General features: G+C 60.1%; 13 protein-coding genes and 1 tRNA gene. 6 read left to right on the top strand and 8 right to left on the bottom strand.

The features are described from left to right. Nucleotides 1-40 precede the first annotated feature (40 nt). From ACFORG_RS01995 to ACFORG_RS01985, 3 genes are all read left to right on the top strand, one after another. Nucleotides 41-8,584 (top strand): choice-of-anchor Q domain-containing protein, encoded by an 8,544-nt coding sequence (locus ACFORG_RS01995; RefSeq protein ID WP_386733700.1) that lies wholly within the window; start codon nucleotides 41-43, stop codon nucleotides 8,582-8,584. Nucleotides 8,585-8,880: 296 nt separating this feature from the next. Then, a complete protein-coding gene (locus ACFORG_RS01990) occupies nucleotides 8,881-9,780 on the top strand; it encodes an MBL fold metallo-hydrolase (RefSeq protein WP_386733699.1) in 900 nt (299 codons plus the stop codon). Between the two features lie 10 nt (nucleotides 9,781-9,790). Further along, nucleotides 9,791-10,150 carry a rhodanese-like domain-containing protein gene (locus ACFORG_RS01985; RefSeq protein WP_386733698.1) on the top strand — a complete coding sequence of 120 codons (360 nt, stop codon included), beginning with the start codon at nucleotides 9,791-9,793 and terminating at the stop codon, nucleotides 10,148-10,150. An 86-nt stretch (nucleotides 10,151-10,236) separates the two neighbouring features. On the opposite strand, the gene ACFORG_RS01980 is transcribed toward ACFORG_RS01985, so the two are convergent. The 3 genes from ACFORG_RS01980 to ACFORG_RS01970 all read right to left on the bottom strand — a co-directional run bounded on the left by ACFORG_RS01980 (nucleotide 10,237) and on the right by ACFORG_RS01970 (nucleotide 13,440). Next, nucleotides 10,237-10,827, bottom strand: coding sequence for an exopolysaccharide biosynthesis protein (locus tag ACFORG_RS01980; protein ID WP_386733697.1), 591 nt, complete (start codon nucleotides 10,825-10,827; stop codon nucleotides 10,237-10,239). Continuing rightward, nucleotides 10,824-11,336, bottom strand: a complete 513-nt coding sequence (locus ACFORG_RS01975; RefSeq protein ID WP_386733696.1) for an MgtC/SapB family protein — start codon at nucleotides 11,334-11,336, stop codon at nucleotides 10,824-10,826. The genes ACFORG_RS01980 and ACFORG_RS01975 overlap by 4 nt, the downstream gene beginning before the upstream one ends. 475 nt (nucleotides 11,337-11,811) lie before the next feature. Then, entirely contained in the window at nucleotides 11,812-13,440 is a 1,629-nt protein-coding gene (locus ACFORG_RS01970; protein ID WP_386733695.1) for a thiamine pyrophosphate-binding protein, read from the bottom strand. A 243-nt stretch (nucleotides 13,441-13,683) separates the two neighbouring features. Between ACFORG_RS01970 and ACFORG_RS01965 the strand changes: the two genes are divergently transcribed. Then, nucleotides 13,684-18,285 (top strand): choice-of-anchor I family protein, encoded by a 4,602-nt coding sequence (locus ACFORG_RS01965; RefSeq protein WP_386733694.1) that lies wholly within the window; start codon nucleotides 13,684-13,686, stop codon nucleotides 18,283-18,285. A gap of 126 nt (nucleotides 18,286-18,411) precedes the next feature. Here ACFORG_RS01965 and ACFORG_RS01960 read toward each other — a convergent pair. Both ACFORG_RS01960 and leuB read right to left on the bottom strand, forming a co-directional pair. After that, nucleotides 18,412-18,488: transfer RNA gene (locus ACFORG_RS01960), tRNA-Pro, on the bottom strand. 201 nt (nucleotides 18,489-18,689) lie between these two features. Then, nucleotides 18,690-19,793, bottom strand: coding sequence for a 3-isopropylmalate dehydrogenase (gene leuB, locus ACFORG_RS01955; RefSeq protein ID WP_386733693.1), 1,104 nt, complete (start codon nucleotides 19,791-19,793; stop codon nucleotides 18,690-18,692). Between the two features lie 94 nt (nucleotides 19,794-19,887). On the opposite strand from leuB, the gene ACFORG_RS01950 reads away from it, so the two are divergent. After that, nucleotides 19,888-20,421: a redoxin domain-containing protein gene (locus ACFORG_RS01950; protein WP_386733692.1), complete on the top strand. Its 534-nt coding sequence runs from the start codon at nucleotides 19,888-19,890 to the stop codon at nucleotides 20,419-20,421. Here ACFORG_RS01950 and ACFORG_RS01945 read toward each other — a convergent pair. Beyond that, nucleotides 20,418-21,314 carry a LysR family transcriptional regulator gene (locus tag ACFORG_RS01945; protein ID WP_386733691.1) on the bottom strand — a complete coding sequence of 299 codons (897 nt, stop codon included), beginning with the start codon at nucleotides 21,312-21,314 and terminating at the stop codon, nucleotides 20,418-20,420. The two genes, ACFORG_RS01950 and ACFORG_RS01945, sit on opposite strands and share 4 nt — an antisense overlap. 95 nt (nucleotides 21,315-21,409) lie before the next feature. Here ACFORG_RS01945 and ACFORG_RS01940 point away from each other — a divergent pair, with 95 nt between their 5' ends. Then, nucleotides 21,410-22,315: an epimerase gene (locus ACFORG_RS01940; RefSeq protein ID WP_386733690.1), complete on the top strand. Its 906-nt coding sequence runs from the start codon at nucleotides 21,410-21,412 to the stop codon at nucleotides 22,313-22,315. Here the strand turns inward: ACFORG_RS01940 and ACFORG_RS01935 are convergent. Beyond that, nucleotides 22,265-23,332: an endonuclease/exonuclease/phosphatase family protein gene (locus ACFORG_RS01935; RefSeq protein WP_386733689.1), complete on the bottom strand. Its 1,068-nt coding sequence runs from the start codon at nucleotides 23,330-23,332 to the stop codon at nucleotides 22,265-22,267. The two genes, ACFORG_RS01940 and ACFORG_RS01935, sit on opposite strands and share 51 nt — an antisense overlap. Then, nucleotides 23,329-24,162 (bottom strand): hypothetical protein, encoded by an 834-nt coding sequence (locus ACFORG_RS01930; protein WP_386733688.1) that lies wholly within the window; start codon nucleotides 24,160-24,162, stop codon nucleotides 23,329-23,331. Before ACFORG_RS01930 ends, ACFORG_RS01935 begins: the two co-directional genes overlap by 4 nt. Between the last annotated feature and the right edge of the window lie 401 nt (nucleotides 24,163-24,563).

Below are 24,563 nucleotides of genomic sequence, written 5' to 3'. Positions count from 1 at the left end.
GCTAACGTGCCGCACGCGGACTCTCTGGGGGGAGGGGAAAATGGCAACGTTCACGGTCACTACGGTATTCGATGAACCTTATGGCGGGTTTGAAACAGCAAACAGCCCGGACAATACCGGTTTGTCCCTGCGTGAGGCGATCGGGATTGCCGCCGCCACGGCAGGTGATGACATCATCGACTTCGCCCCCAGCCTGATCGGCAGCACCTTCGAACTGACCGAGGGCGCGCTGCTGATAAATGATACCGATCAGATCACGATCCTCGGCAGCGTCAGCCTCGATGCAAAGAGCCGATTCGGTGTGTTCGATATCGACGGGGGAAACGCAACGCTTGACGGTCTGACGCTGACTGGCGGCTCTGCGGCAGCCGGTGGTGCATTCAACGTCGCGAGCGGTGCCGGGCTTACCTTGGTCGATACGACCGTCACGGGGAACGACGCGCTCGGCGGTGGTGGCGGCGGCTATGTCGCCGGGACACTGACGGCGGTGAACGCCACTTTTGCGGATAACGAGGGATTCGACAATGGCGGTGGGCTGAGCATTTCCAGCACCGGCGTGGTGACATTGGCCAACGTTTCCTTTCATGGCAATTTGTCGGGCGGTGGTGGCGGTGCGATCCGGAACGAGGGTCAGGTTGCGGCCGACAACATCACGGTTACGGGATCTTCCGGCTACTACACCGGCGCGGTGAGCAATGGTCCAACCGGGACCCTGACGCTGAACAACTCGATCCTCGTGGGGAATACCGTCGGATCTCTTTCCGATGGCGGCGTGGACCTGACGAACGAGGTCGGCGGAACCCTGAACGCCGGTGGGACGACTCTTCTGGGTCAGGCCACCAGCGTGGGTACGATCACCGATACGGGTAACACGGCCGCATCTGTCTTTGCCGCAACCACAATCGTCAACGGCGTCACGGCGGGTGTCTTGGCCGATAATGGTGGTGCGGTTGAAACGGTCCTGATCCTTGCCGGGGGCGCGGCGGACGATACCGGGGACGCGACAGTGCTGCCTGCAGACGTCGAGGATGTTGACGGAGACGGCGACACCATCGAGACGTTGCCCCTCGACGCCCGCGGCGCCGCACGCGAGGTCGGCGCGGCGCTGGACCTAGGTGCGCTGGAACTGACCAAGACGTTGACAGTCACGACTGCACTGGACCAGGCGTTTGACGGCGGCACTCTGGAGCAGGAGCGGGTCGATGGTGGTGGTCTATCCCTGCGCGAGGCATTGGCCTTTGCGACGACGGGTTACACGATCACCTTCGACAGTTCGGCCAATGGCACGATCTCTCTGAGTTCTGAGTTGACCATCGACGACGCGGTCAGCATCGTCGGCAATGGCGAGGCACAGACGATCCTTGATGCCGGCGGCCTTTCTCGCGTGATGTTAATAACTGGCGCCAACGGCATGGACGTAGCGCTATCGGGTATGACGCTGCAGGGTGGCTATGCCAGCGGCAACGGCGGCGGTATCTCGGCCTCCGGCGTCGATCTGGCGCTGACGAACGTCAGTGTCGCGAACAATTATGCGCTCGGCAACGGTGGCGGGGTCCATGCCGTGTCGGGTTCTACCGTGACCGCGGTGGAAAGTACCGTATCGGGGAATACAGGGTACGCGAGCGAGAGTTTTGGCGGAGGGATATATACCAGCGGAGATCTCTCGCTCAGCAATACCGATATCACCTCGAATACAGTGAACTCGTCGTTCAGTTCGGCAGCCGGCCGGGCTGGCGGAGTCTACGTCGGCGGCGATCTGACGATCGTTGGCGGGTCGATCAGCAACAATGGTGCCGATGGAGGGACGTCGGGCGACAGCCAGGTTTCGCAGGGGGGCGGTGCCTTTGTCGTTGGCAATGTCACGATCGATGGAGCCACTATTTCGGATAATACCCTAGTTGGAGGAGGCAGCACCCGCGGCGGAGGTGTCTATGCGGGTGGCACGCTGGAACTGGCGAATTCCACGGTTACCGGCAACTCGACTACGGGGGTCGGGTTGTCGAGCAGCTATTTTTCCCGGGGCGGCGGTATCTATGCCGGTGGGGCCGTCACGATCGCGAACAGCACCCTTTCGAACAACGCGGCACGCTCGGAATACGGCGCCACATTTGGCGGAGGTCTTTATGCGGGTGGAACGCTGGACCTGACAGCCACGACTCTGTCGGGCAACAACGCCACGTCGCAGTATGGTGACGCTGCGGGAGGTGGCGTCTTTTCGGATGGGGCGGCGACCCTGACGGGGACCACGCTGTCGGGCAACACGGCCAGTGCGAATGCCAGCTACGGCCTTTACTATTCATACACTCCGATCCGCAGGGCGGAAGGCGGTGGGATCAAGGCGGCGGGCGGTCTCACCATGACGGGTGGCACGATCTCCGGAAACACCGCGGAAACGGAATGGGGGCGCGCTTACGGGGGTGGAGCGGATATCGATTCCGCCGGCACGCTGATCGGCGTCACCATAGATTCAAACACGGCCTACTCTGTCGAAGACCAAAGCTCGAGTTCGGTTTCGGCGCGGGGTGGCGGGCTGCACACCGGTTTTCTGCGGATTGGTCTTTACAGCAGTACCTTGTCGAACAACCTGGCTTATGCTCGGTCCGACAACGCAGCCGGTGGTGGGATCTTCGGCGCGGGAACCATCGCGAATACCACGGCCTACGGCAACAGCGCCGAAGGTATTTTTTCTTATGGCGGCGGTCTTTACATCCGCACGACAAGCACACTGACTAGCTCGACCATCACGGGAAATTATGCCGAAGACAGCGGCGGCGGTGTGCATGTCCGGCCGTTTCGTGACATAACAGTCTCCAATTCCATCATTGCCGGTAATGGTGGCAATCCGACCTTCAGCTCTACGACGGATTTCTACGCGCGTGACGGAGCCACCGATCTTGGTGGCAACGTCATTTCCAGCCAAGCCGCGACGTACCTGACCGCCGGGACAAACGCGGTCACCGACACGCTTACGGATATTTTCGACAGTGTCGGGTCGCTGAGTCTCGGGCGTCAGACGTTCGACGCGGGTCTGCTGGCGGATAACGGCGGCTCTGTGCAGACCGTGCTAATCGCCGAGACCGGCGTGGCGGTCGATGCGGGCCTGACGGATAACCTGCCGGCCGACGCGGCGGATATCGACGGCGACGCGAACACCACCGAGGCCCTGCCGCAGGATGCGCGCGGCGAAGCTCGGGTCGGCAACATAACCGGCAGCTCGCTGGATCTGGTCGATGCCGGTGCGGTTGAATTGACCCCGGTCGGCACCCTGACGGTCACAACCCTGGACGACGAGGATTTTGGCGGCGGCGACCTTGCCACCGAGATTGCGGATGGCGCGGGACTGTCGCTGCGCGAAGCCATTGGGCTGGTCAATGCGGGCATCGAGAGCTCGACGACGGCCATCGATTTTGAGTCCGGTCTAGGCACGCTGCTGACCCTCAGCAATAACAGGTTGGAAATTGAGAAGTCGGTCACCATAGATGGAGCCGCGCTGCCCGGGCTTACGCTGGATGCGATCAATGGTGATCGTCATTTCGACGTTGAAACCAGCGAAGGGTCAACGGTGACCCTTGCCAATATGACGCTGACCAACGGCACCGCGATTGCCGCCGGTGCAGTTCTTCACGCCGAAGGAGCTCTGACTGTAGACGCCGTCCGGTTTGTCGACAATGACGGCGGGGCAGGCAGTGGCGGTGCCATCCTGTCCATTTCCGGTGCCGACGCGCTGATCGTGCAGTCGTCCTATTTCTCGGGCAACACGTCTCAGGCCTTTGGCGGCGCAATAAGCTCCGAAAGTGCGACCATCGATATCACCGACTCGGAGTTCACGGGAAATTCTGCAGCCATGGCCGGGGCGATCTATTCCCGCCAAGCGGCTACCATTGCGGGCTCGGATTTTTCAAACAACGACGTCTCGACGACGTCGTTGGCAACCGGCGGTGCAATTCGGATGCAGCTGGGCGCATTGGATATCTCGGACAGCACCTTCTCGACGAATACAGCCACTGCCACCGCGTCTGAGGGCATTGCGCGCGGTGGTGCGATTTATGGATTCCAGTCCGATATGACGGTTACGAACACGACTGTCACGGATAGCAGGGCCCAAACGAACAATGCCGGGACGACACCTGCGGAAATCGCCTCTGGCGGTGCCTTCTATCTGAATGCGGGTTCGCTCGTTCTGACGCAATCGAGTGTTGAGTCCAATACGGCCCAAGTCATTGATGGCACGGCTGCCGGTGGTGGGCTTTCTTTTACCAACAGCGCTTCTGCAACGATCATCGATACCGAGATCAGCGACAATCTTGCCACGATCTATGTTAGCAACGGGTCGCCTCTCGGAGGAGGCGTCTATCTTGCCTCCGGAGCGTCCCTGGAAACCTTCAACACGACAATATCCGGGAACTCGGCTGTGGGCGGATTCTTGGATCTGGGTGGTGGTCTCGCGGTGGGGACCAATGCCCTTGCCAGCGCAACGCTTGTCAACACAACGTTCCACGGAAATTCAGCGAACAATGGCGGAGCAATTTATCACGGCGGCAATGTGGCAGGGTCGACGATTGAACTCATCCACTCGACTGTAACTGGTAACACCGGTGCCAACGGCGCGGGGCTGTTCGGCAAGACCCAAGATGGCACCTTGCGCGTCGAAAACTCGATCGTCACCGGGAACTATGGCTACTTCTCGGAAATCCGGGACGTCCTGTCAGGTGGCGGCAATGTGATCAGCAGCAACACCGCCCTCTTTACCGCTGATGCCACTGACGTCGTGGAAAACGATGCATCGCTCGTGTTCGGGGCCACGGAAACGCAGACCGTCGGCGGTTACAGTGTCACCGGCGGTCAACTGTCCAACAATGGCGGATCAGTGCGGACGGTCATGCTGAACGAGACTGGCGTGGCCGTGGACCATGGCCTGGCCGCAAACGTGCCCGCCACGGATCCGCAGGATCTGGACGGCGACAGCATCACCGCCGAGGCACTGCCCGTCGATGCACGCGGTCAGGCGCGACAGATCGATTTGCAGACCGGGGTCGAGGGGTTGGCCCCTGACGCGGGGGCGCTGGAATTGCAGAACCTCTCGCTCTTGGTCACGACACTTGATGACGAGACATTCGAAGCCGCAGTCGACAACGCTGCCGATGGCAACGGTCTCAGTCTGCGCGAAGCTATCGGAATCGCGAACAGCAACTCGGGCGAGCATACGATTACCTTTGACGAGAGCCTTGCCGGGGGGACGATCTTCCTCGGAGGGTCGGGTCTGCTGGAACTGACGCGTTCGATCCATATCGACGGTGACATCCAGGGCGACGGCGACCGCGACATCACGCTGGATGCGAACAGCAGTCTCGGCGCAGACGACGCGTCGTCTGGGCATTTCTATGCCGGGGCGGGGGCCTATGCCAATGGCGGGATCACCGCCACGCTGGAGGGGCTCACTCTTGTAAACGCGGCCTCCGACCCGACCTCCGTCGGGATCGTTGGCGGTGGTGATCTGGTTTTGACGAACACGGGCATCACCGGGGGGGCGACAGGCGGTGTTCTGGTCGACCGCGGTAACGTGACGATTGCCGACAGCGAGATCAGCGGCAACACAAGCGCTGTCATCGGTGGCGTACTGGTCTACTCGGGTGATCTGACTCTGACCAACAGTACCGTGAGCAACAACACGGGCCTTGATGGTGGCGGCATTTATGCCAGCTACGGAACTGTACAGATATCCGGCAGCACCATTTCGGGTAATGAAGCGTTCTATTACGGTGGCGGGATTTCCACATACCAGACCGTCTCGACGACGATCATCAACAGCCAGATCACGAACAACACCGCCTACGGCTATGACGCCAGCAGTGGGAACTACTTCGGCAACGGTGGCGGCCTCTGGTCGGATGGGGACGGATCGGTCACCATCAGTGGCACCACGATCAGCGGCAATTACGCGGCCTATGACGGCGGCGGCACCATGATCGTGCGCAGCGGCGCCGTGACGATCACCGATAGTTCGATCACCGGCAATACCGCTTACGACGCGGGCGGTGGCCTGAACCTCTATCCACAAACTGGTGAGACAACGATCGCTGGTAGCACGATCGCCAACAACAGTGCGAATGATGGTGGCGGGATCTACGCCGACGAGATGCCATTGGGCTTGTCTATTTCCGACAGCACGATCTCTGGCAACACGGTGGGCAACGACGGCGGCGGGATATTTGCAGTGTCGAACGCAGACAGCGTTCTGTCGCTGACCAACACGACCCTCGCACATAACAGTGCGGCTGATGACGGCGGCGGTTTGTGGCTTGACGGCGTCTCTGCGCCGAGCGGGTATGAGAACCGCGTATCCATCGTCAACAGCACCGTAACCGGCAACTTCTCCGGCGAGTTGGGTGGTGGCCTGTACCTTGGCAGCGCCGCCGCTTTGTCGTCGATCACCAATAGCATTGTCACGGGGAACCGTGCCATCTCCTCCACTGCGCTGGGCTACGATCAGGCTGGTGGGCAAAACGATGTTCTGTCCTACGCGTCTTATGGCACGTCAACATTCGCCTCATTGTCAATCATTGGCGGCACCTTCTTTGACGCTTCTGGCAGCACGACGGCCCTCGGCGATCAAGCCACCGTGGCGGCGACAATTTTCGATGAGACCGTAGACTTCGTCGATCTGAACGGCGATGGAGCTCAGCAATTGGGGGACGGAGAGGTTTCGCTGATCGGTCGCGCGGCAGGCCGTATCAACGCCAATGGCGGGCAGGTGGAAACTGCGGCCCTTTTGGCGACGTCGGACAACCCCGCTATCAACGAAGGCGACAGCACGCTGGCGGTAGACGGGTCCGCTGCGCCGCTTTCCAACGATGCGCGCGGTGTCGGGTTCGATCGGGTCGTCGCGGGCGAGGTCGACCTCGGTGCGTTCGAGGCGCAGTTGCCTTTGGGTTTCCTTGATCAGATCGCGGAGTTCGGCACGACCACGCTAGACAGCGTCGGTGGTACGATTTCGTTGTCCCAGAGCTATGTCGATCCAATCGTATTTGCCCGGATCAATTCAGCGAACGAAGCTGACCCGGTCACGGTGCGGATCACCAGGGTGGGGACGACCAGTTTCGATGCCTTCCTGGAAGAGCCGGAATACCTTGACGAGATACACGGCGCCGAAGCAATCAGTTACTTTGTCGTGGAGAAAGGCGCGTGGATTTTCGAGGATGGGACCGTTCTCGAAGCTGGGGTTCGAACGACAGACAGGCTCGCGCCGGCCGGCGGGTTTGACCCGCTGGCGTTCACACCCGGCCATTTTGTCGAAACACCGATCGTGTTGAGCCAGGTCCAAAGTTTCAATGGTTCGGATTGGGTTGTGACCCGTCAGCGCGATGTCAGTTCCGATGGCTTCGAATTGGCCATGCAGGAACAGGAGTCAAAGCAGACTGGTTTTCATGTGGATGAGGAGATCGGATGGTTGGCGATTTCCGAGGGCAGCGGAACGTTCTCCGGCAACAGCCTGGAAGCCCGGCTGACGGACAACCGGGTATCGAGTGAACCGTTCGATCAAGTGTTCTCGAAGGATTTCGCCGAGCCTCCGACTGTTCTGTCCCAGGTCATGTCGTTCAACGGTAACAATACCGTCCAATCGCGCATTACGTCGGTCAGCGAAACCGGTGTCACGCTCTTTGCCGAAGAAGAAACTTCACAAGATGCGGAAACATTCCACTTCCCCGAGGATACCGCGCTTCTCGCCTTGTCGGGTAGCGGTACGCTTTTCGGCGCGCAGGCAACAGATCGCGTCATAGCGGAAACAGGGACGTTCGAAGTCGGCACAACGCCGGGTCTTGTCACCTTGACGAGGGATTTCGAGAACCCGGTCGTCTTCGCAACGGTTCAAAGCGACGTCGAAAGTGATCCCGTTGCCGTTCGTTTCGACAACGTAACGAGCAACAGCTTCGAAATCCTGTTGCAGGAACCATCGAACGCCGACGGCACGCATGCGCCGGAAAGCCTGCGTTGGATTGTCCTGGAGGCTGGTACTTGGGAGCTGTCCGACGGCACACGGCTAGAGGTTGGGACCATCGAAAGCGACCTTGTCACCAGGGATGGCTTCGAGAGCGTGAACTTTGCACAAGGATTCAGCGAAACACCGGCAGTTTTCAGCCAGATCCAGACGTTCAATGGCACTGACTGGACCGTGACCCGTCAGGATGGTGCCGATGCGTCGGGGTTCGATGTCGCGATGCAGGAAGAAGAGCGGCTGGGTTCTCACTGGTCGGAAACGATCGGCTGGTTCGCGATCGACGGTACAAGCGGAACCTGGGATGGCCTGCTCTTCGAATCCGGCATAGCCTCCGAAGTTGATGACAGTGCCGACACCTTTGTCTTCAACCAGTCCTTTGCAGAGACTCCTGGCGTGATCGGTGCGCTCGCAAGCTTCAACGGCAGCGATACGGCCGTGGCAAGGGTCGACAACGTGACGTCGACCGATGCAAGCCTGAGGATCTTGGAGGAAACAACGCTGGACACCGAAGTCGCGCATCTCCCCGAGGATGTGAGCTACTTCGCCATCGGTGGCGAAGGTGTTTTGACCGGTGGCGAGTGGGTTTGACCTGTAATCACAGCGGGGCAGCGCGCGGAAGGTGTGGTGGTTCTTCAGGCCGTATTCACCTTCGTCGTGAAACTCATCATCCGCATCCCACCACACTGGCGTCCTCATATTGCAAAGCTGTTTGCGCTTGCGGGATTTCTTAATAAACCGGTTTTCGGGTTATCGCCCAACGCTAGCCGACGCTTCACAAGGGGCTTGAATTTCCGATCACTTGGAACTCTTGTCAAACATATTTCGTTTTGCATGTGGTGCCGCAAAATATGCGACATCGACGGTCGAAATGAACGGAGAATTCCATGCAAGTTCCCTATTCCGTCAGTGCCTCCAACGGTGTTGGCAGCCCGAAAGTTGTCGGGTTTTTCGACCAGTCGACGGGCAGTTGCCAATACATCTGTATCGATGAGGCCACCGGCGCCTGTGCACTTATTGATGTTGTCCTGAATTTCGATCCAGCGGCGGGTCGTACCTCGACAGAATCTGCGCAGTGGGCATTGGATTTCATCCAGCGCGAAGGGCTGAAGCTGGAGTGGATTCTGGACACGCACCCACATGCAGACCACTTGATGGCGTCGAGTTGGTTGAAACAGCGGACCGGAGCGCCGAACGCCATAGGCGAGAAAACTCGCGAAATCGCACAGTTGTGGCGTGAGCTTTACAATCTTCCAGACTCGTTCGACCCGGATTCTGATTTTGACCGGTTGTTCGCTGATGGTGACGAGTTTGCAATCGGCGGTCTGACTGCCAGAGTTATGTTGTCACCCGGTCATACGCTTGGATCCATCACCTTCGTGATCGGCGATGCGATCTTTGCCCATGATACGTTCATGCAGCCCGACGCCGGGACCTCCCGCGCGGATTTCCCAGGGGGATCGGCCTCGGATCTCTACGACTCTCTCATGGCCATTCTGGCGCTGCCCGAACATTTCCGGGTCTTCATCGGTCACGATTACGGAACTGATACCCGCAGCTCACCGGCATGGGAAAGCAGCGTGGCACAACAGAAAGCGGCCAACAAACATATCGGCGGCGGTGTTTCCAAGGAAAAATTTGTCGAGATCCGTGAAGAACGGGATGCCAAGCTTGGCTTGCCGGACCGAATGCTTCATGCATTGCAGGTCAACCTTCGAGGAGGGCGCTTGCCTGAACCGGAAAGAGACGGTCATAGCTATTTCAAGATTCCTGCCAACCGTTTTTGAGGTGAACCCGATGTCCGAAACAGAAAACTGGTCCCCCGCCCGCGTCAAGGAAGCGCTGGATGCGCAGGAGATCGTGCTGATCGACGTGCGCACCCCCCAAGAGTACCTGATGGAGCATATCGAGGGCGCGCTCCTCATGCCGATGGCCTTTTTCCGCCCCGAGGCTTTGCCGACGCAAGATGGCAAACGGATCGTCATCCATTGCGGTTCGGGTATCCGTTCGGGCAAGGTCGCAGAGCGGATGCGTGGCGCGGGGATCTCTCCAGTCGCCCATATGGAGGGTGGCATGGGCGCCTGGAAAGCGGCCAACCTTCCCTACACAGGGACCGATATGTCGAGCGGTGCGCCCACGCCGATGAACCGCACCTAATGGACGGCCTGACCCGAACTCAGGGTTCGGGTCGGTCATCCGTGCGCTGCGATTATCAGGGCACCCTTTGTTCAAGTGCGCGACCGCTATGACAGAAAGCGGCTTATCAAGACGACGATGGCGACGTAGGGGATCAGCGCCAATGCAGCGAACAGGCCGTCCCGCGTCACAAGACCGATCGAAATCAAAAGAACTCCCGACGCGACGATTGACGATGTGAAAGGTATGACCTCAAGGAACGGCATTGTCGCTCCGGAGATCAGGCAGATCAGTAACGGGACATAGATCAGGGGCGCGGTGAAAATCGTGGCGAAGCGCTTGCGCGTGTGCCGGTCAATCCAGTCGATGAAGGGTCGGACGCGATCAATCGTACCGCGAACCTTCTGAGTGTCGATGGACCGATGACGCAGCTTGTCGGGCACGAATACGTCGCGATAGCGAAAAAAGATCCGTTCACCGGCAATCAGGGCGATCAACAGCCCGCAGACGGCCGAGACTCCGGGAATGCCTGACAGTGGTGTCGCCGCAGCCGCAGACACGGCCAACAGCAAGGCATAATGGCTGCGCGAACCCAGAATGTGTACGATGTCGCCCATCGCGATCTGGCCGTCCGAATTACCATCGGCATCGGTGATCCTGTCGGCCATGTCTCCAAGCGGTGTATGCGTCTGGGTCATGCTTCTTTTTCTCCCGCGTTCTTATGCCCGGGAACATGGGTACCGGCTTTTTGCTCGATCTTGCGAAACAGAACGATGATCACGATGGCTATGATCGTCGTGGTAACGGCCAGCCCCCAAAGGCCAAGGCCGCAAGCCAGGCCAATCGCAGCCGATAGCCACATGGTTGCGCCCGTTTTCAATCCACGGACATTGCCTTGGTGAAACACAACCAGGCCGGCGGCCAGGAAGGCAACACCCTGCGTCACCGCCTCGACCACGCGGATCGGGTCGGTGCGGACCCGGTCGGTGGCGAACTCATCGCTGACGACCAGATGCTGCATCACGATGCAGTAGAGGGCCGAGGCCAGACCAACCAGGATATGGGTTCTGATGCCGGCCTGCCGCTTGTCTACCTCGCGCTCGAACCCGATGAGCCCGCACAGGACCACCGTGCCCACAAGCCGGGCCGACCAGATCGACCAAGGTATGTCCATTGTCGAGCGAAATTCGTCTAGTAGCTGTTCCAATTCTGTACCCGGTATTGATCTTTGAGACTTGAATCGGGGTTTGACCGTTCATGCGCGCGGCAGATTGCGAAACCGCGCCTGGCGCGGCGGGTGCCCGGGATCAACCACGCGTCGAGCAGCAAGCGGTGGGTGGGCTTCCGGGCGCGTCAGGAACAAACCGGCGAGGAAAACCGCCATCACGCCCAACCAGCTGCTTACCAAGTCGGTTTGTATCGCGGCGCTGACGCCAACCGTCATGCAGCATAGCCATAGCCCGAAAATTGCAGCGCGCATTGCATTTGGCATTGTGGAACCTCGGCAGTCGTTTGTGTCACAGGCCAACGTTTCGCTTTGCGCTGCGGTTCCTCATCCGGGCCTTGCGGTCTTTTCGAGCTGGTTTGGAGTTTTGGAATTTTCCGCAACGACAAAGGCCCGCGGCAGATACGCGCGGGCCTCGTCGTGCTTAGTTTGTTTATCTGTGTATTCTGCTCAGCGGTCAGATCCGCATGCGGGGTACGTCGTTCGGGTCGAGGCGCAATTCGATCAGCAGCGGACGTTCGCGGGTTTCGATCGCCGCGACGGCCTTGTCCAGATCATCTGCGGACTCGACCAGAATGCCGTGCCCGCCAAGCGACGTCGCGACGTCGGCGAAACAGGGCCATTCGAACTGCGACAGGCCGGGATCCATGCTGCGATCAAGGAACTGGATATGCTCGGCGCCGTATGCCGAGTCATTGGCCACGATCACGATCAGGTCCTGCTTGAGCCGAACAGCGGTGTTGAATTCATTGACACCACCCATCATGAACCCGCCGTCACCGGTGAAAAGCACGACAGGGCGGTCGGGCGCGGCGAGGCCGGCGCCAATGGCTTCTTGCAGGCCAAGGCCGATCGAGCCGAAATTCGCGGTGACAATGAAACTATGCGGATCGGGAGCTGAAATACGGCACCATACCTCGGTCATGAAGCGGCCACCGTCGGTTGTCAGGATGCGGTTCTTGGGCAGGGCCTCCTCCAACCGGTCCAGCGCATAGACATAGTTCACATGACCCGGCTGAGCCTTGTCGCGGTCACCTGGCGGATGCGCGGTAAGCGCTTCCATATCCAGCTCCTTGGTGAAGCCGCTTGGCGCGATCTCGGCCTCGTCCAGCCAGTAGACGATGTTGTCCGCCGTCAGACCTGCATCAGCGACCAGCGCAGCATCGGGATGGTAGTTCTTGCTCAGCTCTCGCACGGACTCGTTCACCTGTACGACGCGCTTGCCTTTCATCAAGGCGCCCTTGTCGGTGGTGAAATGGTGCAGGCTGGTCCCGAAGCAGATCACGCAATCGGCCTTGGCGATCACGTCATAGGCTGCCGGGGTGCTCAGCGTTCCGAAGATATCCATATTGTAGGGATGGTCGTTGAACAGACCCTTGGCCTTGAGGGTCGTGGCCAAAGGCGCCTCGAGCCTGTCGGCTAGGCGCGTCAGCTTTTCCTTGGCATGGGCTGCACCGCCACCGGCAAGAATGACCGGGCGTCTTGCCGAGGCGATGATGCCGATGGCATTGTCCACGTCGTCGCCTTCGGGAACATAGGCCGGTGCGCCGAAGGTCGCGAAAACGGTCTTTTGATGCTCCACTTCCTGCCACATGAAATCTGCCGGCATGTTCAGCACGATGGGGCGCTTTTCGACCCGTGCCCGATAGAACGCATGTGCGATGTCATAAGCGGCCGTTTCCGGCGCGCGAAGCTGTTCGAACCCGGCTCCGGTCACTTTGACCAATTCGCGCTGGTCGATGTTTTGCAGGTTCTGTGGGTTCATCACGGGCGTGTCACCGGCCAGAAGCACCATCGGGACATGTCCCCGCGCGCCCTCGGTCAGGGCGGTGACGCAGTTGCTGAGCGCGGGTCCGTGCGTGACGGTCGCGACGCCGACCTTGCCTGAAACATGGGAATAAGCCAGCGCCATCAGCACCGCACTGCCTTCATAGGCGACAGGGACGAAGGTTCCGCCGCAGGTGCGGACGTAGTGGTCGACCATGAACAGGTTTGCATCACCCATCAGCCCGAACATCGTGTCGAGTCCGTGGTCCTGCACGGCTTGGGCGATGGACTGGTAGGTGTAGGATTTCGTCTCTGCCATCTTGTGCCTCGCTTGACTGTGGGTGGCGGTTTCGGCGTTTCCCGATTACCTGCATCAGATTTGGTTGCAATTGCAACCGAAATGCACGTCGCTGCATCTGGTTTCGGGCAGGCTGCAGGTGTTGACGCGTTTCCAAGTGTAGCAAAACCGGCGGCAAGTCCCTGAGTGAGCCTTGTGAGAAAACTGACATAAACCAGTGATAGCCCGTGTAGGACGAGTCCCAGAAACCCACGGAAAATTATCATGACCTATACCCTTCAAATCCTTCACGCGAGCGATCTGGAAGGCGGCGTTGACGCCCTCTCGCGCGCCTCGAACTTCGCAGCCATCATCGAGGCGCTTCAGGACGATCAGGCCAACTCGGTCACGATCTCGGCGGGTGACAACTATATCCCTGGCCCGTTCTTTTCGACGGCGGCTGATTTTTCGATGGGAGGCGTCCTGACCGACGCCTATGCGCGCCTCTATACCGAGGTGATGGGCATGGACCTGACCGGCGTCGATCTCGACCTCGGGCGTGGCGGTGGCCGTGTCGACGTCTCGATCATGAACGTGATCGGTTTCGATGCATCCGCAGTCGGCAACCACGAGTTCGACCCGGGAACCACGGCATTCTCCGAGGTGATCGGCGCAGAAGGCGGTGATGGCGTGATCGAGTGGGTCGGCGCGACATTCCCCTACCTGACGTCCAACCTGGATTTCGGAGCGGATGGCGCGTTGTCGGGTCTTTTCACCGACATGCTGATGACAAACGACATGTTCAACGAGTCGCTCGCCGATCTCGCCGCAGGAGACACCGGTCCTGCGATCGCGCCTTCGACCATCATCGAGGAAAACGGCGAACGCATCGGCGTCGTGGGGGCCACGACGCAGATCATCGAGACAATCTCTTCCACTGGCGGGGTGAACGAAACGACCGGCGGTGTGAACGACATGGCTGCATTGGCCACTGTTATCCAGGCTGAGATCGACCAATTGATCGGTGAGGGTGTCAATAAGATCATCGTTGCCTCGCACCTCCAACAGATTTCGCTGGAGAAAGAACTGGCGGGTCTGCTGAACGGTGTCGACGTCATCATCGCTGGCGGTTCCGACACGCTGCAGGCCGACGCAACCGACCGTCTGCGCGACGGCGACACCGCAGATGAAGGCTATCCCTTCCTTGCCACGGATGCTGGCGGCAACCCGGTCGCCATCGTTTCCACCGATGGCGAGTACAGCTATGTCGGCCGCCTCGTGGTGGAATTCGACGAAAATGGCGTGCTGATGACCGATAGCATCGATGCGAGTGTTTCGGGCGCGTTCGCGACGGACGAGCAGGGCGTTGTCGACATGGTCGGCCAGGTTCAGGGCGCCCAAGGCGTGATGACCACAGAGGCGCAGGAGGTTCCGCCAGTGGCAGACACGGCGGCCGAGGGCAGCTTTGACATGTATGTGCGCGACAATGTCCTTGTCGTCGATGGCACCTTCGCCAACCTTTCCTCCGCACTGCGGGATGTCAGCCCCGACGGTGTCGATCCCGAAGGTAACCCGATCGACGCGATTCACCTCCACAACGCGGCCACTGGCGCGAATGGCGGGGTCGTGCGTTCGTTGACCGTCACCGACAATGGCGACGGCTCTGGCAGCTATTATGGTCGCTTCCTGCTGACCGATGCCGAACTGGCCGAGCTGAACGCCGGTAACATGTATGTCAACATCCACACCGACAACAATCCGGGCGGCGAACTGCGCGGCCAGCTTGTCAACCAGACCGGTCTGACCGACGTCACCCCGACCGCCGGTGTTGCCGTTGATCTCTCGGGGCAGGCGGACATCGTCCAAGACCTCACCGACGCCGTTGCAGGCATCGTCGAGGCCAAGGACGGGATCATCTTCGGTGCGCATGAGGTGTTCCTCGATGGTCGCCGCGAGTCGGTCCGGACCGAGGAAACCAACTTTGGTCGCGTGACGGCCGAGGCCAACCTCGCAGCGGCGCGCGACGCGGACTCCGACGTGATGGTCTCGTTCAAGAACGGCGGCGGTATCCGCGCCGCGATCGGCGGGTCGGATAATGACGGCACGAACAAAGGCGACGGTCTGCTGTCGCAGCTCGATATCGAGAATGCACTGCGCTTCAACAACGGGCTGACGCTGATCACGCTCACCGCCGAAGGCCTGATGATGCTGCTCGAACATGCGGTGGCCGAAACGGATACAGATGCTGGCAATACTCCGGGCCGGTTCCCGCAGATCGCCGGCCTGCGCTTCTCGTTTGACGAGGCGGGCGACGCGCAGATCCTGGCCACCGACGATGATGGAAATTACATCGTCGATCCGGAAACGGGCATGCCGCAGGTCGCAACCGAAGGCGGACGGGTTCAAACCGTCGCTCTGATCGATCCCGAGACAGGCGAAAAGATGATCATCGCGCGCGATGGCATGCTCACAACGGATGCGCCCGAACAGATCCGCGTCGTCACGCTCAACTTCCTTGTCGACAACAATGGCGATGGCTATCCGTTCCAGGAGTTGGCAACCGACATCCAGTACCTGACCGAAGATGGATCGACCACGCCGGATGGCGATGCTGAGAACCTGCTTGGCGAGCAGAAAGCGCTTGCCGACTACTTCCAGAGCAACTTTGCCGACGAGGACAACGCCTTTGCCGAGGCCGATACGGACGCTATGAACGACCGTGGCATCGTGCAGTTGTCCCGCAACGGCGACCGTGACTACATCCTGATCGGCGAGCCGGACGATAGCATTGAGGTATCGATCGCGGCGACGCTCAACAGCGGTGAGACCGAGCTGTTCACCGGCGGGTCCGAGGTCGTCAACACCGAGGACGGTAAGGCATACGTCACCAATGGCGCGCAGGACCAGATCGACGTCTTCGACATGGCTTCTGGCGATCTGGCCATGTCCATCGACCTGAGCGGTATCGACGGGTACGACGGTGTTCAATCGGTCGATGTCAAGAACGGCTTCGTCGCGGTCGCCATCGCCCGCGAAGGTGCAGCAAATGGTGTGGTGGCCCTATTCGACACCGAAGGCTCCCAGATCCAGCTTTACGAGGTTGGAAACCTACCGGACATGGTGACCTTCACGCCCGATGGCAACAAGATCCTCGTTGCCGGTGAAGGCGAGCCGACCGATGGCACCGATCCGCTTGGGACGGTTTCGATCATCGACATTTCGGTCAACCCAGATGAGGCCGTCATCTCGATCCTCGATTTCTCCGATTTCGATGGTCAGGAAGACACGCTGCGTGAGGAGGGCGTTCTGATCGAACCGGGCAAGTCGGTTTCCGAAGATCTGGAACCCGAATACATCACTGTCCTGCCGGGCGGCGAAACGGCCTGGGTCGCACTTCAGGAGGCCAACGCCTACGCCGTTGTCGATCTGATGACTAACCAGATCACCGCGCTGCGCAGCTTCGGCCTTGTGGACCGTTCCGAAGAGGGGTTCGAACTCGATGCGTCGAACCGCGACAACGCGATCAACCTTCAGAACTACGACAACCTCGTGGGGATGCGTCAGCCCGATGCCATTACCTCCTACGAGATCGACGGAGAGACCTACGTACTGACGGCGAACGAAGGCGATGCGCGTGACGCGACCGAAGCGCGGGTCAAGGATCTGATGCTCGATCCGACTGTTTTCCCGAACGCCGAAGAGCTTCAGCAGGACGCGAATCTCGGCCGACTGAAGGTTCGTAGCGATTTGGGCGACACCGACGGTGACGGCGATTACGATCAGCTCTACGCCTACGGGTCGCGCAGCTTCACCATCTACAACACGGCAGGCGACATCGTCTTCGACAGCGCTTCGAGCTTTTCGCAGATCATCGCCGAAATCCGCCCTGACCAGTTCAATGCGGATGACGGCGAATTTGACGGCCGGTCGGATGACAAGGGCGTCGAACCCGAGGCTGTGGCCGTCGGTATGGTTGAGGGGCGTGTGATGGCCTTTGTCGGGCTGGAGCGCGACAACGGCATCATGGTGATGGATATTTCGAACCCCGCAATGCCCCAGTATGTGGGCTATATCGACGGGCAGGCGAACGGTCACCTGTCGCCCGAGACCATCGATTTCATCTCGCCCGAGGACAGCGCGACCGGGTTGGCCCAGATCGCGGTTGCCTATGAAGGCGATGGAAACACTGTCATCTACAATTTTGACGATGTTACCCGGACGACCGGAACCGACGGTGCCGATCGCTTGCTCGGAACCGAAGGGGATGACTTCATCTTCGGCCTCGATGGTGCGGACGTGATCGACGGCTTTGGTGGCAATGATAACATCATGGCTGGCGAAACCGATATGGACCTGAGCGATACGGTATACGCAGGGGCCGGGGATGACACTGTCGACGGTGGTGCCGGAAACGACATCCTCAACGGCATGGACGGCGACGACGTGCTTTTGGGGCAGACTGGTAGCGACATGCTTGTCGGGCATGATGGAGATGACGCGCTAAGCGGTGGTGCAATCTCCGACGAGCTCTTCGGCAACGCGGGTGACGACTTCCTCAACGGCGGGTCTGGCTTTGACCGTCTCAACGGCGGCGCCGGCGCGGACCAGTTCTACCATGCGGGCGCCGCTGTTCATGGCTCCGACTGGATCCAGGACTATTCGTCGACCGACGGAGATTTGCTGGTGTTCGGTCTCGAAGGTGCGACGGCAGACGAGTTGGTTGTCAATTTCGCGATCACCGAGGGTGCAGGTGACGGCGCCATCGCCGAAGCGTTCATCGGCCACGCGCCCACCGGGCAGACGCTGTTCGCTCTGGTCGATGGTGCTGACGCGACCGAGATCAATTTGCGCCTGGCAAACGGCGACGTATTCGATCTGCTTGCCTGATCCGGTTCGAGACCAGTGAAATCAACAGCCGCCGGTGGATGCCGGCGGCTTTTTCACGCTGATGCATTGGACCGCAATGGCGTACCCGTGCGAACAGCCGACAGAATTGCAGATGTTTTGTGAAAATGGTCGGAGTGGCGAGATTCGAACTCACGACCCCTGCCTCCCGAAGACAGTGCTCTACCAGGCTGAGCTACACTCCGACCGTGGGAATGGCAGGTAAACCGGGTGTCGGGGTTTTGCAAGGCCGAATCGACAGTCCTTACCGGATTAAGCTCAAGCTCAAACTGCCACCGCTTGGCAGGTGTTTCGGTGGCGCTGCGTGCTTGCTTTGGCGCCACCGAAAAAGCCGTTTTTCGTATGCCCCGGCGGCTCACGAGGCTGCCGGGGCACACCGCGCGCTATCAGAGGCTCGCGTCGAGCGCAGCCACGATAGCATCGCCCATTTCTGCCGTCGAAACGGGCGTCGCGCCTTCGTCGCCCAACAGGTCGGCTGTGCGCTTTCCTTCGGCCAGAACGGTTTCGACCGCCTGTTCGAGACGATCCGCCTCGGCCCCCTGGTCGAAGCTGTAGCGCAGCGCCATTGCGAAGCTGAGGATGCAGGCAATCGGGTTGGCCTTGCCCTGACCTGCAATATCCGGGGCCGAGCCATGGACCGGTTCGTACAGTGCCTTGGGCCGGCCATTTTCCATCGGCGCACCCAGTGATGCAGATGGCAACATGCCAAGCGACCCGGTCAGCATTGCGGCCGCGTCCGACAGCAGGTCACCGAACAAATTGTCGGTCACGATTACGTCGAACTGCTTGGGCCAGCGGCAAAGCTGCATGGCACCTGCATCGGCATACATGTGGCTCAACTCGACCTCGGGGTAATCCTTGCCGACCTCGGTCACGACTTCACGCCACAAGATCCCCGACTCCATCACGTTGGCCTTCTCCATCGAGCAGACCTTCTTGCCCCGCCGCATGGCCAACTCGAAAGCCGACCGTGCAACGCGGTCGATTTCGGATTCGGTGTAGCGCTGTGTATTGATGCCCACGCGCTCGTTACCTTCCTCGAAGATACCGCGCGGCTCGCCGAAATAGATGCCGCTGGTCAGTTCGCGCACGATCATGATGTCGAGCCCGGCCACGACGTCCTTTTTCAAAGACGAGAAATCGGCCAGCGCGTCGAAACACTGTGCAGGGCGCAGGTTGGCGTACAGGTCCATTTCCTTGCGCAGTCGCAAAAGCCCGCGTTCGGGTTTCACGCTGAAATCGAGGTTGTCGTATTTCGGGCCGCCGACAGCGCCAAGCAGAACCGCATCAACCTCTTGCGCTTTGGCCATGGTGTCGTCGTGCAGCGGTGTCCCGTGCTTGTCATAGGCAGCGCCGCCCACGAGATCCTCGCTCACATCGAATTGCAGATCGCGCTTCGCGCCGAACCAGTCGATGATCTTGCGCACTTCGGCCATGACTTCCGGGCCAATACCGTCACCCGGCAGGATGAGGAGCGAGGGGTTGGACATATGGATCTCCTTGCGATTGGATGCGTTGGCCCTAGCGTCATGGACGGCTTCGGTCAATGACGCGTTCCGACACTGGAAAACAAGGACAACAGCAATGCTCACTCCCGGTACCAAGGCACCTGCGCTCAAGGTGGAAACACTCGACCACGGAACATTCGACCTGTCAGCCGATCATGGCGAGACCGGAACGCTTGTCATCATGTATCGCGGCAAGCACTGTCCGATTTGCATCAAGCAGATGGGCGAGGTCGAAAACGCTCTCGACGGGTTTGCCGAACAGGGTATCGAGGTCATCATGTTGAGCGCTGATGGCCCCGAAAAGGCGCGTGCGACCGTCGAAAAGGCCGAGGTTTCGCGGCTGCGCGTCGGATATGGCTTGTCTCTTCGGGCCGCTCGTGACGAGTGGGACCTTTATATTTCCTCCGCGCGCGAAGGTTCCGCAGAGCCCGATTTCTTCTCCGAACCGGGCATCTTTTTCGTCAAGCCGGATGGAACCTTGCAATATATCTGGAAGCAAAGCACACCGTTTGCCCGTCCGACAATGAAGGACATCCTGGGTGGGCTGAAATTCACGCGCGAAAACGACTATCCGGCACGTGGAACGTACACGGGCGATTTGCCAAGTTAAGCGTCCATCTCCTTCAGCCCCTCGGCCAAAAGGTCCCAGACCCTGCGCATCCGTGGCGTGCGCCGCATCGCTTGCGGCGCCGCCAGCCAGACTGGCAATGGAGGGATAGGCAGGCCGAGGGGCAATTCCTCGACCAGAGGATCCTTGCGGGCGACCGAACACTGGCAAAACCCTATGCCGCACCCTGCTCGGACCAATTCCCAATAGGTGGTCTGATTGTCGCACCTGACGGGGAAACTTTCGCGGTTCGCCTCGTACCCCATCCGGTGCATCGTATCGATGATCAGCCCGCTTTGATCGAAGCCGACGATATCATGACGTAGAAGGTCGGCGACCGTCTCGGGGCGTCCGCTCCGGTCGAGGTACGACTTGGCCGCGAAGGTGCCAAGCTTCAGGTCACGGACATGCTGGGCCAGTATGTCCGCCTGGCGGGGCGGGTACATCCGGACCGCGATATCGGCCTCGCGATAGAGCAGGTTGTCGCTACTGTCGGTCGGGGCCAGTTCCAATTGTATGAGTGGCTCCGTCTGCCTGATCCGCGCGAGGATAGGCGGCAGAACATGATGCGATGCGAAAACGGACGCCGTGATGCGCACCGTGCCCTCCAACTGGTCCGACCGTCCAGCAGCCGAAAGGGTCAGTTCCTGTACAGCGTCCCGCATCCTTTGCGCCATTGGCAGGATCTCTCGCCCGGCATCGCTCAGCCGCAGACCGCGGGCATGGCGCTCGAAAACCGCTATGCCAAGAGCATCTTCGAGGGCCTGGATCTGGCGGCCCAGGGTCGGCTGGCTGCGGTTTGTTCTTCTGGCCGCGGCAGAAAGGGAACCTGTCTCAGCCACGTCCAGAAAGCTCTGGACGAGGGACCAGTCGGGAAGATCGCGCAGGACAGCCATTCATTATTGAATACATGATCGTTGATTCTGGGCAATGCCCTTGGATGCACTGAATGGCTAGACTGTCGGCAACAGGTTCTGCGATGGAGACCGAAATGACCCAGACCGCCCTCATCCTTGGCTCTACAGGTCGGTTCGGCCGACAGGCTGGCAAGGCTTTTTCGGATGCCGGATGGCGCATCCGCCGGTTTGACCGGGGCCGCGACACGCTGACAACTGCTGCCCAAGGGGCCGATGTCATCGTGAACGCATGGAACCCGCAATACTACGATTGGGCCGCTCAACTTCCAGCGCTGCATGCGCAGGTGATCGAGGCAGCCCGGCTTGCGGATGCCACCGTGATCGTGCCCGGAAATGTTTACGTGTTTGGCGCCGACACCCGCCCGCCTTGGTCCGGTGCCAGCCCGCATCGCGCCACGAACCCGTTGGGTATGCTACGCCGGGACATGGAGGAGGCCTATCGCGCGTCCTCTGTCCGGACAATCTTGCTGCGCGCGGGGGATTTTCTCGATACCGAACCGTCCGGCAACTGGTTCGACAAGGTGATGGCGGCAAAGGTCGCAAGGGGTCGCTTTGTCTATCCTGGCAATCCCGACATTCCGCACGCTTGGGCGTTCTTGCCGGATCTTTGCCGCGCCGCCGTGCAGCTTGCAGATATGCGGCAGGAATTGCCGCGCTACACGGATGTTCCCTTCCCCGGATACGCAGCTACCGGACGCGAGATGGCATCAGCACTTTCGCGTATTCTGTCGCGGGATATTGAACTGCGCAAGATGGCTTGGTGGCAGTTGCAGGTGGCGCGCCCCTTCTGGAAACTCGCTCCACATCTCATCGAGATGCGATACCTGTGGGATACGCCGCACTGGCTCGATCGTGGGTTCTTCGACGAGTTGCTTCCCGGTTTCGAGTCAACTCCGATGGAGACAGCGTTGCGCCGCGCTGTCGCCCCGTTAATCGGCGCGGAGGTCCACCCAGACCAGCCGGTGGCGGCTGGCGTCTAGGGCGGTTGCATGGCCCGGCGCATCGCGTGCGGGCCAATACACACCCGATCCCGTGACGGTCCAGTCGGCAGAGGGCAGGACATAATCGACCCGCAGACGCCCGACCCCGTTCCATTCTACGGTGTCGAGCGCGTCGTTTCCGCGATGCCCTTGGCTTCCCGCTTCGGCACCGCCGCTGCTGCGTGGTTCCGGGTCTTGCAATCTGTCATCTGCCAGCAAGGCGCGGATTGCCTCGTTTCTGCCGTCACTGTCCCACGGATCGAGGTTTGCGCCACCCGCGATAACGAAACGACTGGTGGGCGCGTCGCCCAGTTTCCCATCCAGCAAGACCTGCCACAACCTGATTTCATCCCGGTTCCGCAGGCCGTTGAGGTCTTCGGGTCCATCGAAAACAGGCGGAGTGGCCTGAAAGGTCATCAGCCAGAGCGGACCTTGCGGTGTATCGACAGGCAGTAACCAATGCGCGGTTGTCGACAGCCGTTGCGCGGCTTGTGCCGCCTCGGACGGGAAGGGCGACCCGTTGGAGTAGCGTGGCAATTCAGCCCCAGGCAGGTCTTGCCACAACACGTCCGAGAAGGACCGCCCACCCTCGGCAAACGGAAAACGTGACAGAACGGCGATTCCCCTCCGCCCAGTGTACGCGCCCCAACCATGGGCATCGCCCGGTCCTCCAAGTCGCCCATCGCCGTCCAGATCGACCCCGCTATCCAGCCCGCTGTTTGGTTGGGCTGCGTAACGATGCGGATACGAGACTCCGGCAGCGGCAAGCCGATCCGCAAGCGCGGCAAGTCCTTTGCCGTGATGGTCCCAGTCTATCCCCTGCAGCGCCAGAATGTCGGGCTGCACCTTTGCAATGACCTGAACGATGGCTTCGACCTTGGCAGCGCCGCGCTCGATATCGCGTAGCATCAGGCCCGGACCCTCGCCGCCAAGTTCGGTGTTGTACGTTGCAACACGAATGGACTCGGCCGACATCAGTGCCGGCCAGAACAGCAGCAGGCAAGCCAGCCATTTCATGCGGCAGGCATTGCCTCGGCATTGGAATAGGCGCGGCGCCGTTTCGCCTCGATCAGATCCGCAATTCGCAGCATCGCCATGCCGCGCATGACCATGCTGGCCGGCAGGAACGCCCAGCCACACATCGTCCAGATCAGGGTTTGTGGATTGGTCAACATGATCGGATCGATGAAATCCGCCGCAACCTTGACCACGGCCGGGATCAGAAAAGGTAGCAGGATTCCGGCGACCACGTTGATCCGCCCGTCACGCTGCAACCGCGCGATCACGTCGCCGCCGGTCGTGGGGTCGAAAAGGGGCAGGTTCACCCAGACATTGAAGGCGCCGTTTCCCGTCGGCCAGTTGCGAATGCGGATGAGATAGAAAAAGCCCAGCACCATCGCCAGTGCCATCACATAAGACACACCCGCCGCCGTGCGCACCATGTTCACAAGTGTCAGATCGACTTGGTCAGGCAGCATCAGAACCACCAGCCTGACAGGGGAATACGGGAAATCGGCGAGATGCGTGACAAGATGGCCAAGACCGGAAACCAACGCCGTCACGTTGGTCGGGGCATAGACCTGTTTGCAGATCAGGGTCAGGAACGACACCATCGTGATCAGCGTGATGAACCTGATCCGGTTCAGCGGCGGTGCATCGCGAAATTCGATGAAGCTGGGAAAAGCCGAGTTGTATTCGGCAAAGGTCAGCGCGAAAGCAAGGATTGCCAGGAACACGGCAATCTCGGTCGAGTTCGTAATCGAACTCGGCAGGTAAAGCGCGGGCGTCAACACCATCAACGCCACCAGAACTCCGCGCAGTGCCGCGCCGGTCATGCGTGCAATCACTGTCCGATCCCTTCAAACTGGACAGGCCGATGCTTTGCCGGGCCCTTGTTCCAACCTGAACTCGCCCATTTCCGGGCGAATGCCTCATTTTGGCCTCATTTGTGCCGCCATTCGGCCAACCGCTCAAGTCGCCTGCTTACCAAAGGGATGATTTGCGGCAAAAACGTGGCGCAGGTGGTGCGCCTTTGCATCATTCGCGGTACGAGAATGTGGCAAGCTTGGGTACAACCACCAAATATTGAGGCGCACCACCTTTGCGTGCATATCTCTGACTTCACACTCTTCAGGGTTTGATAATCTCTGCGTCGAACACGTATCCAACGGCGCAAGACGATGAGAAAAATGGGGATGTCCGCAAACCGTGTTGGTCCGCTATGCAATCGCTTGGTTTTCGCTGCGTC

It is taken from the genome of Lutimaribacter marinistellae (assembly GCF_042648365.1).
GTDB lineage: Bacteria > Pseudomonadota > Alphaproteobacteria > Rhodobacterales > Rhodobacteraceae > Lutimaribacter_A > Lutimaribacter_A marinistellae.
Note: the sequence above shows the minus strand (reverse complement) of the source record. Positions and strands in the feature narration are given on the sequence as shown.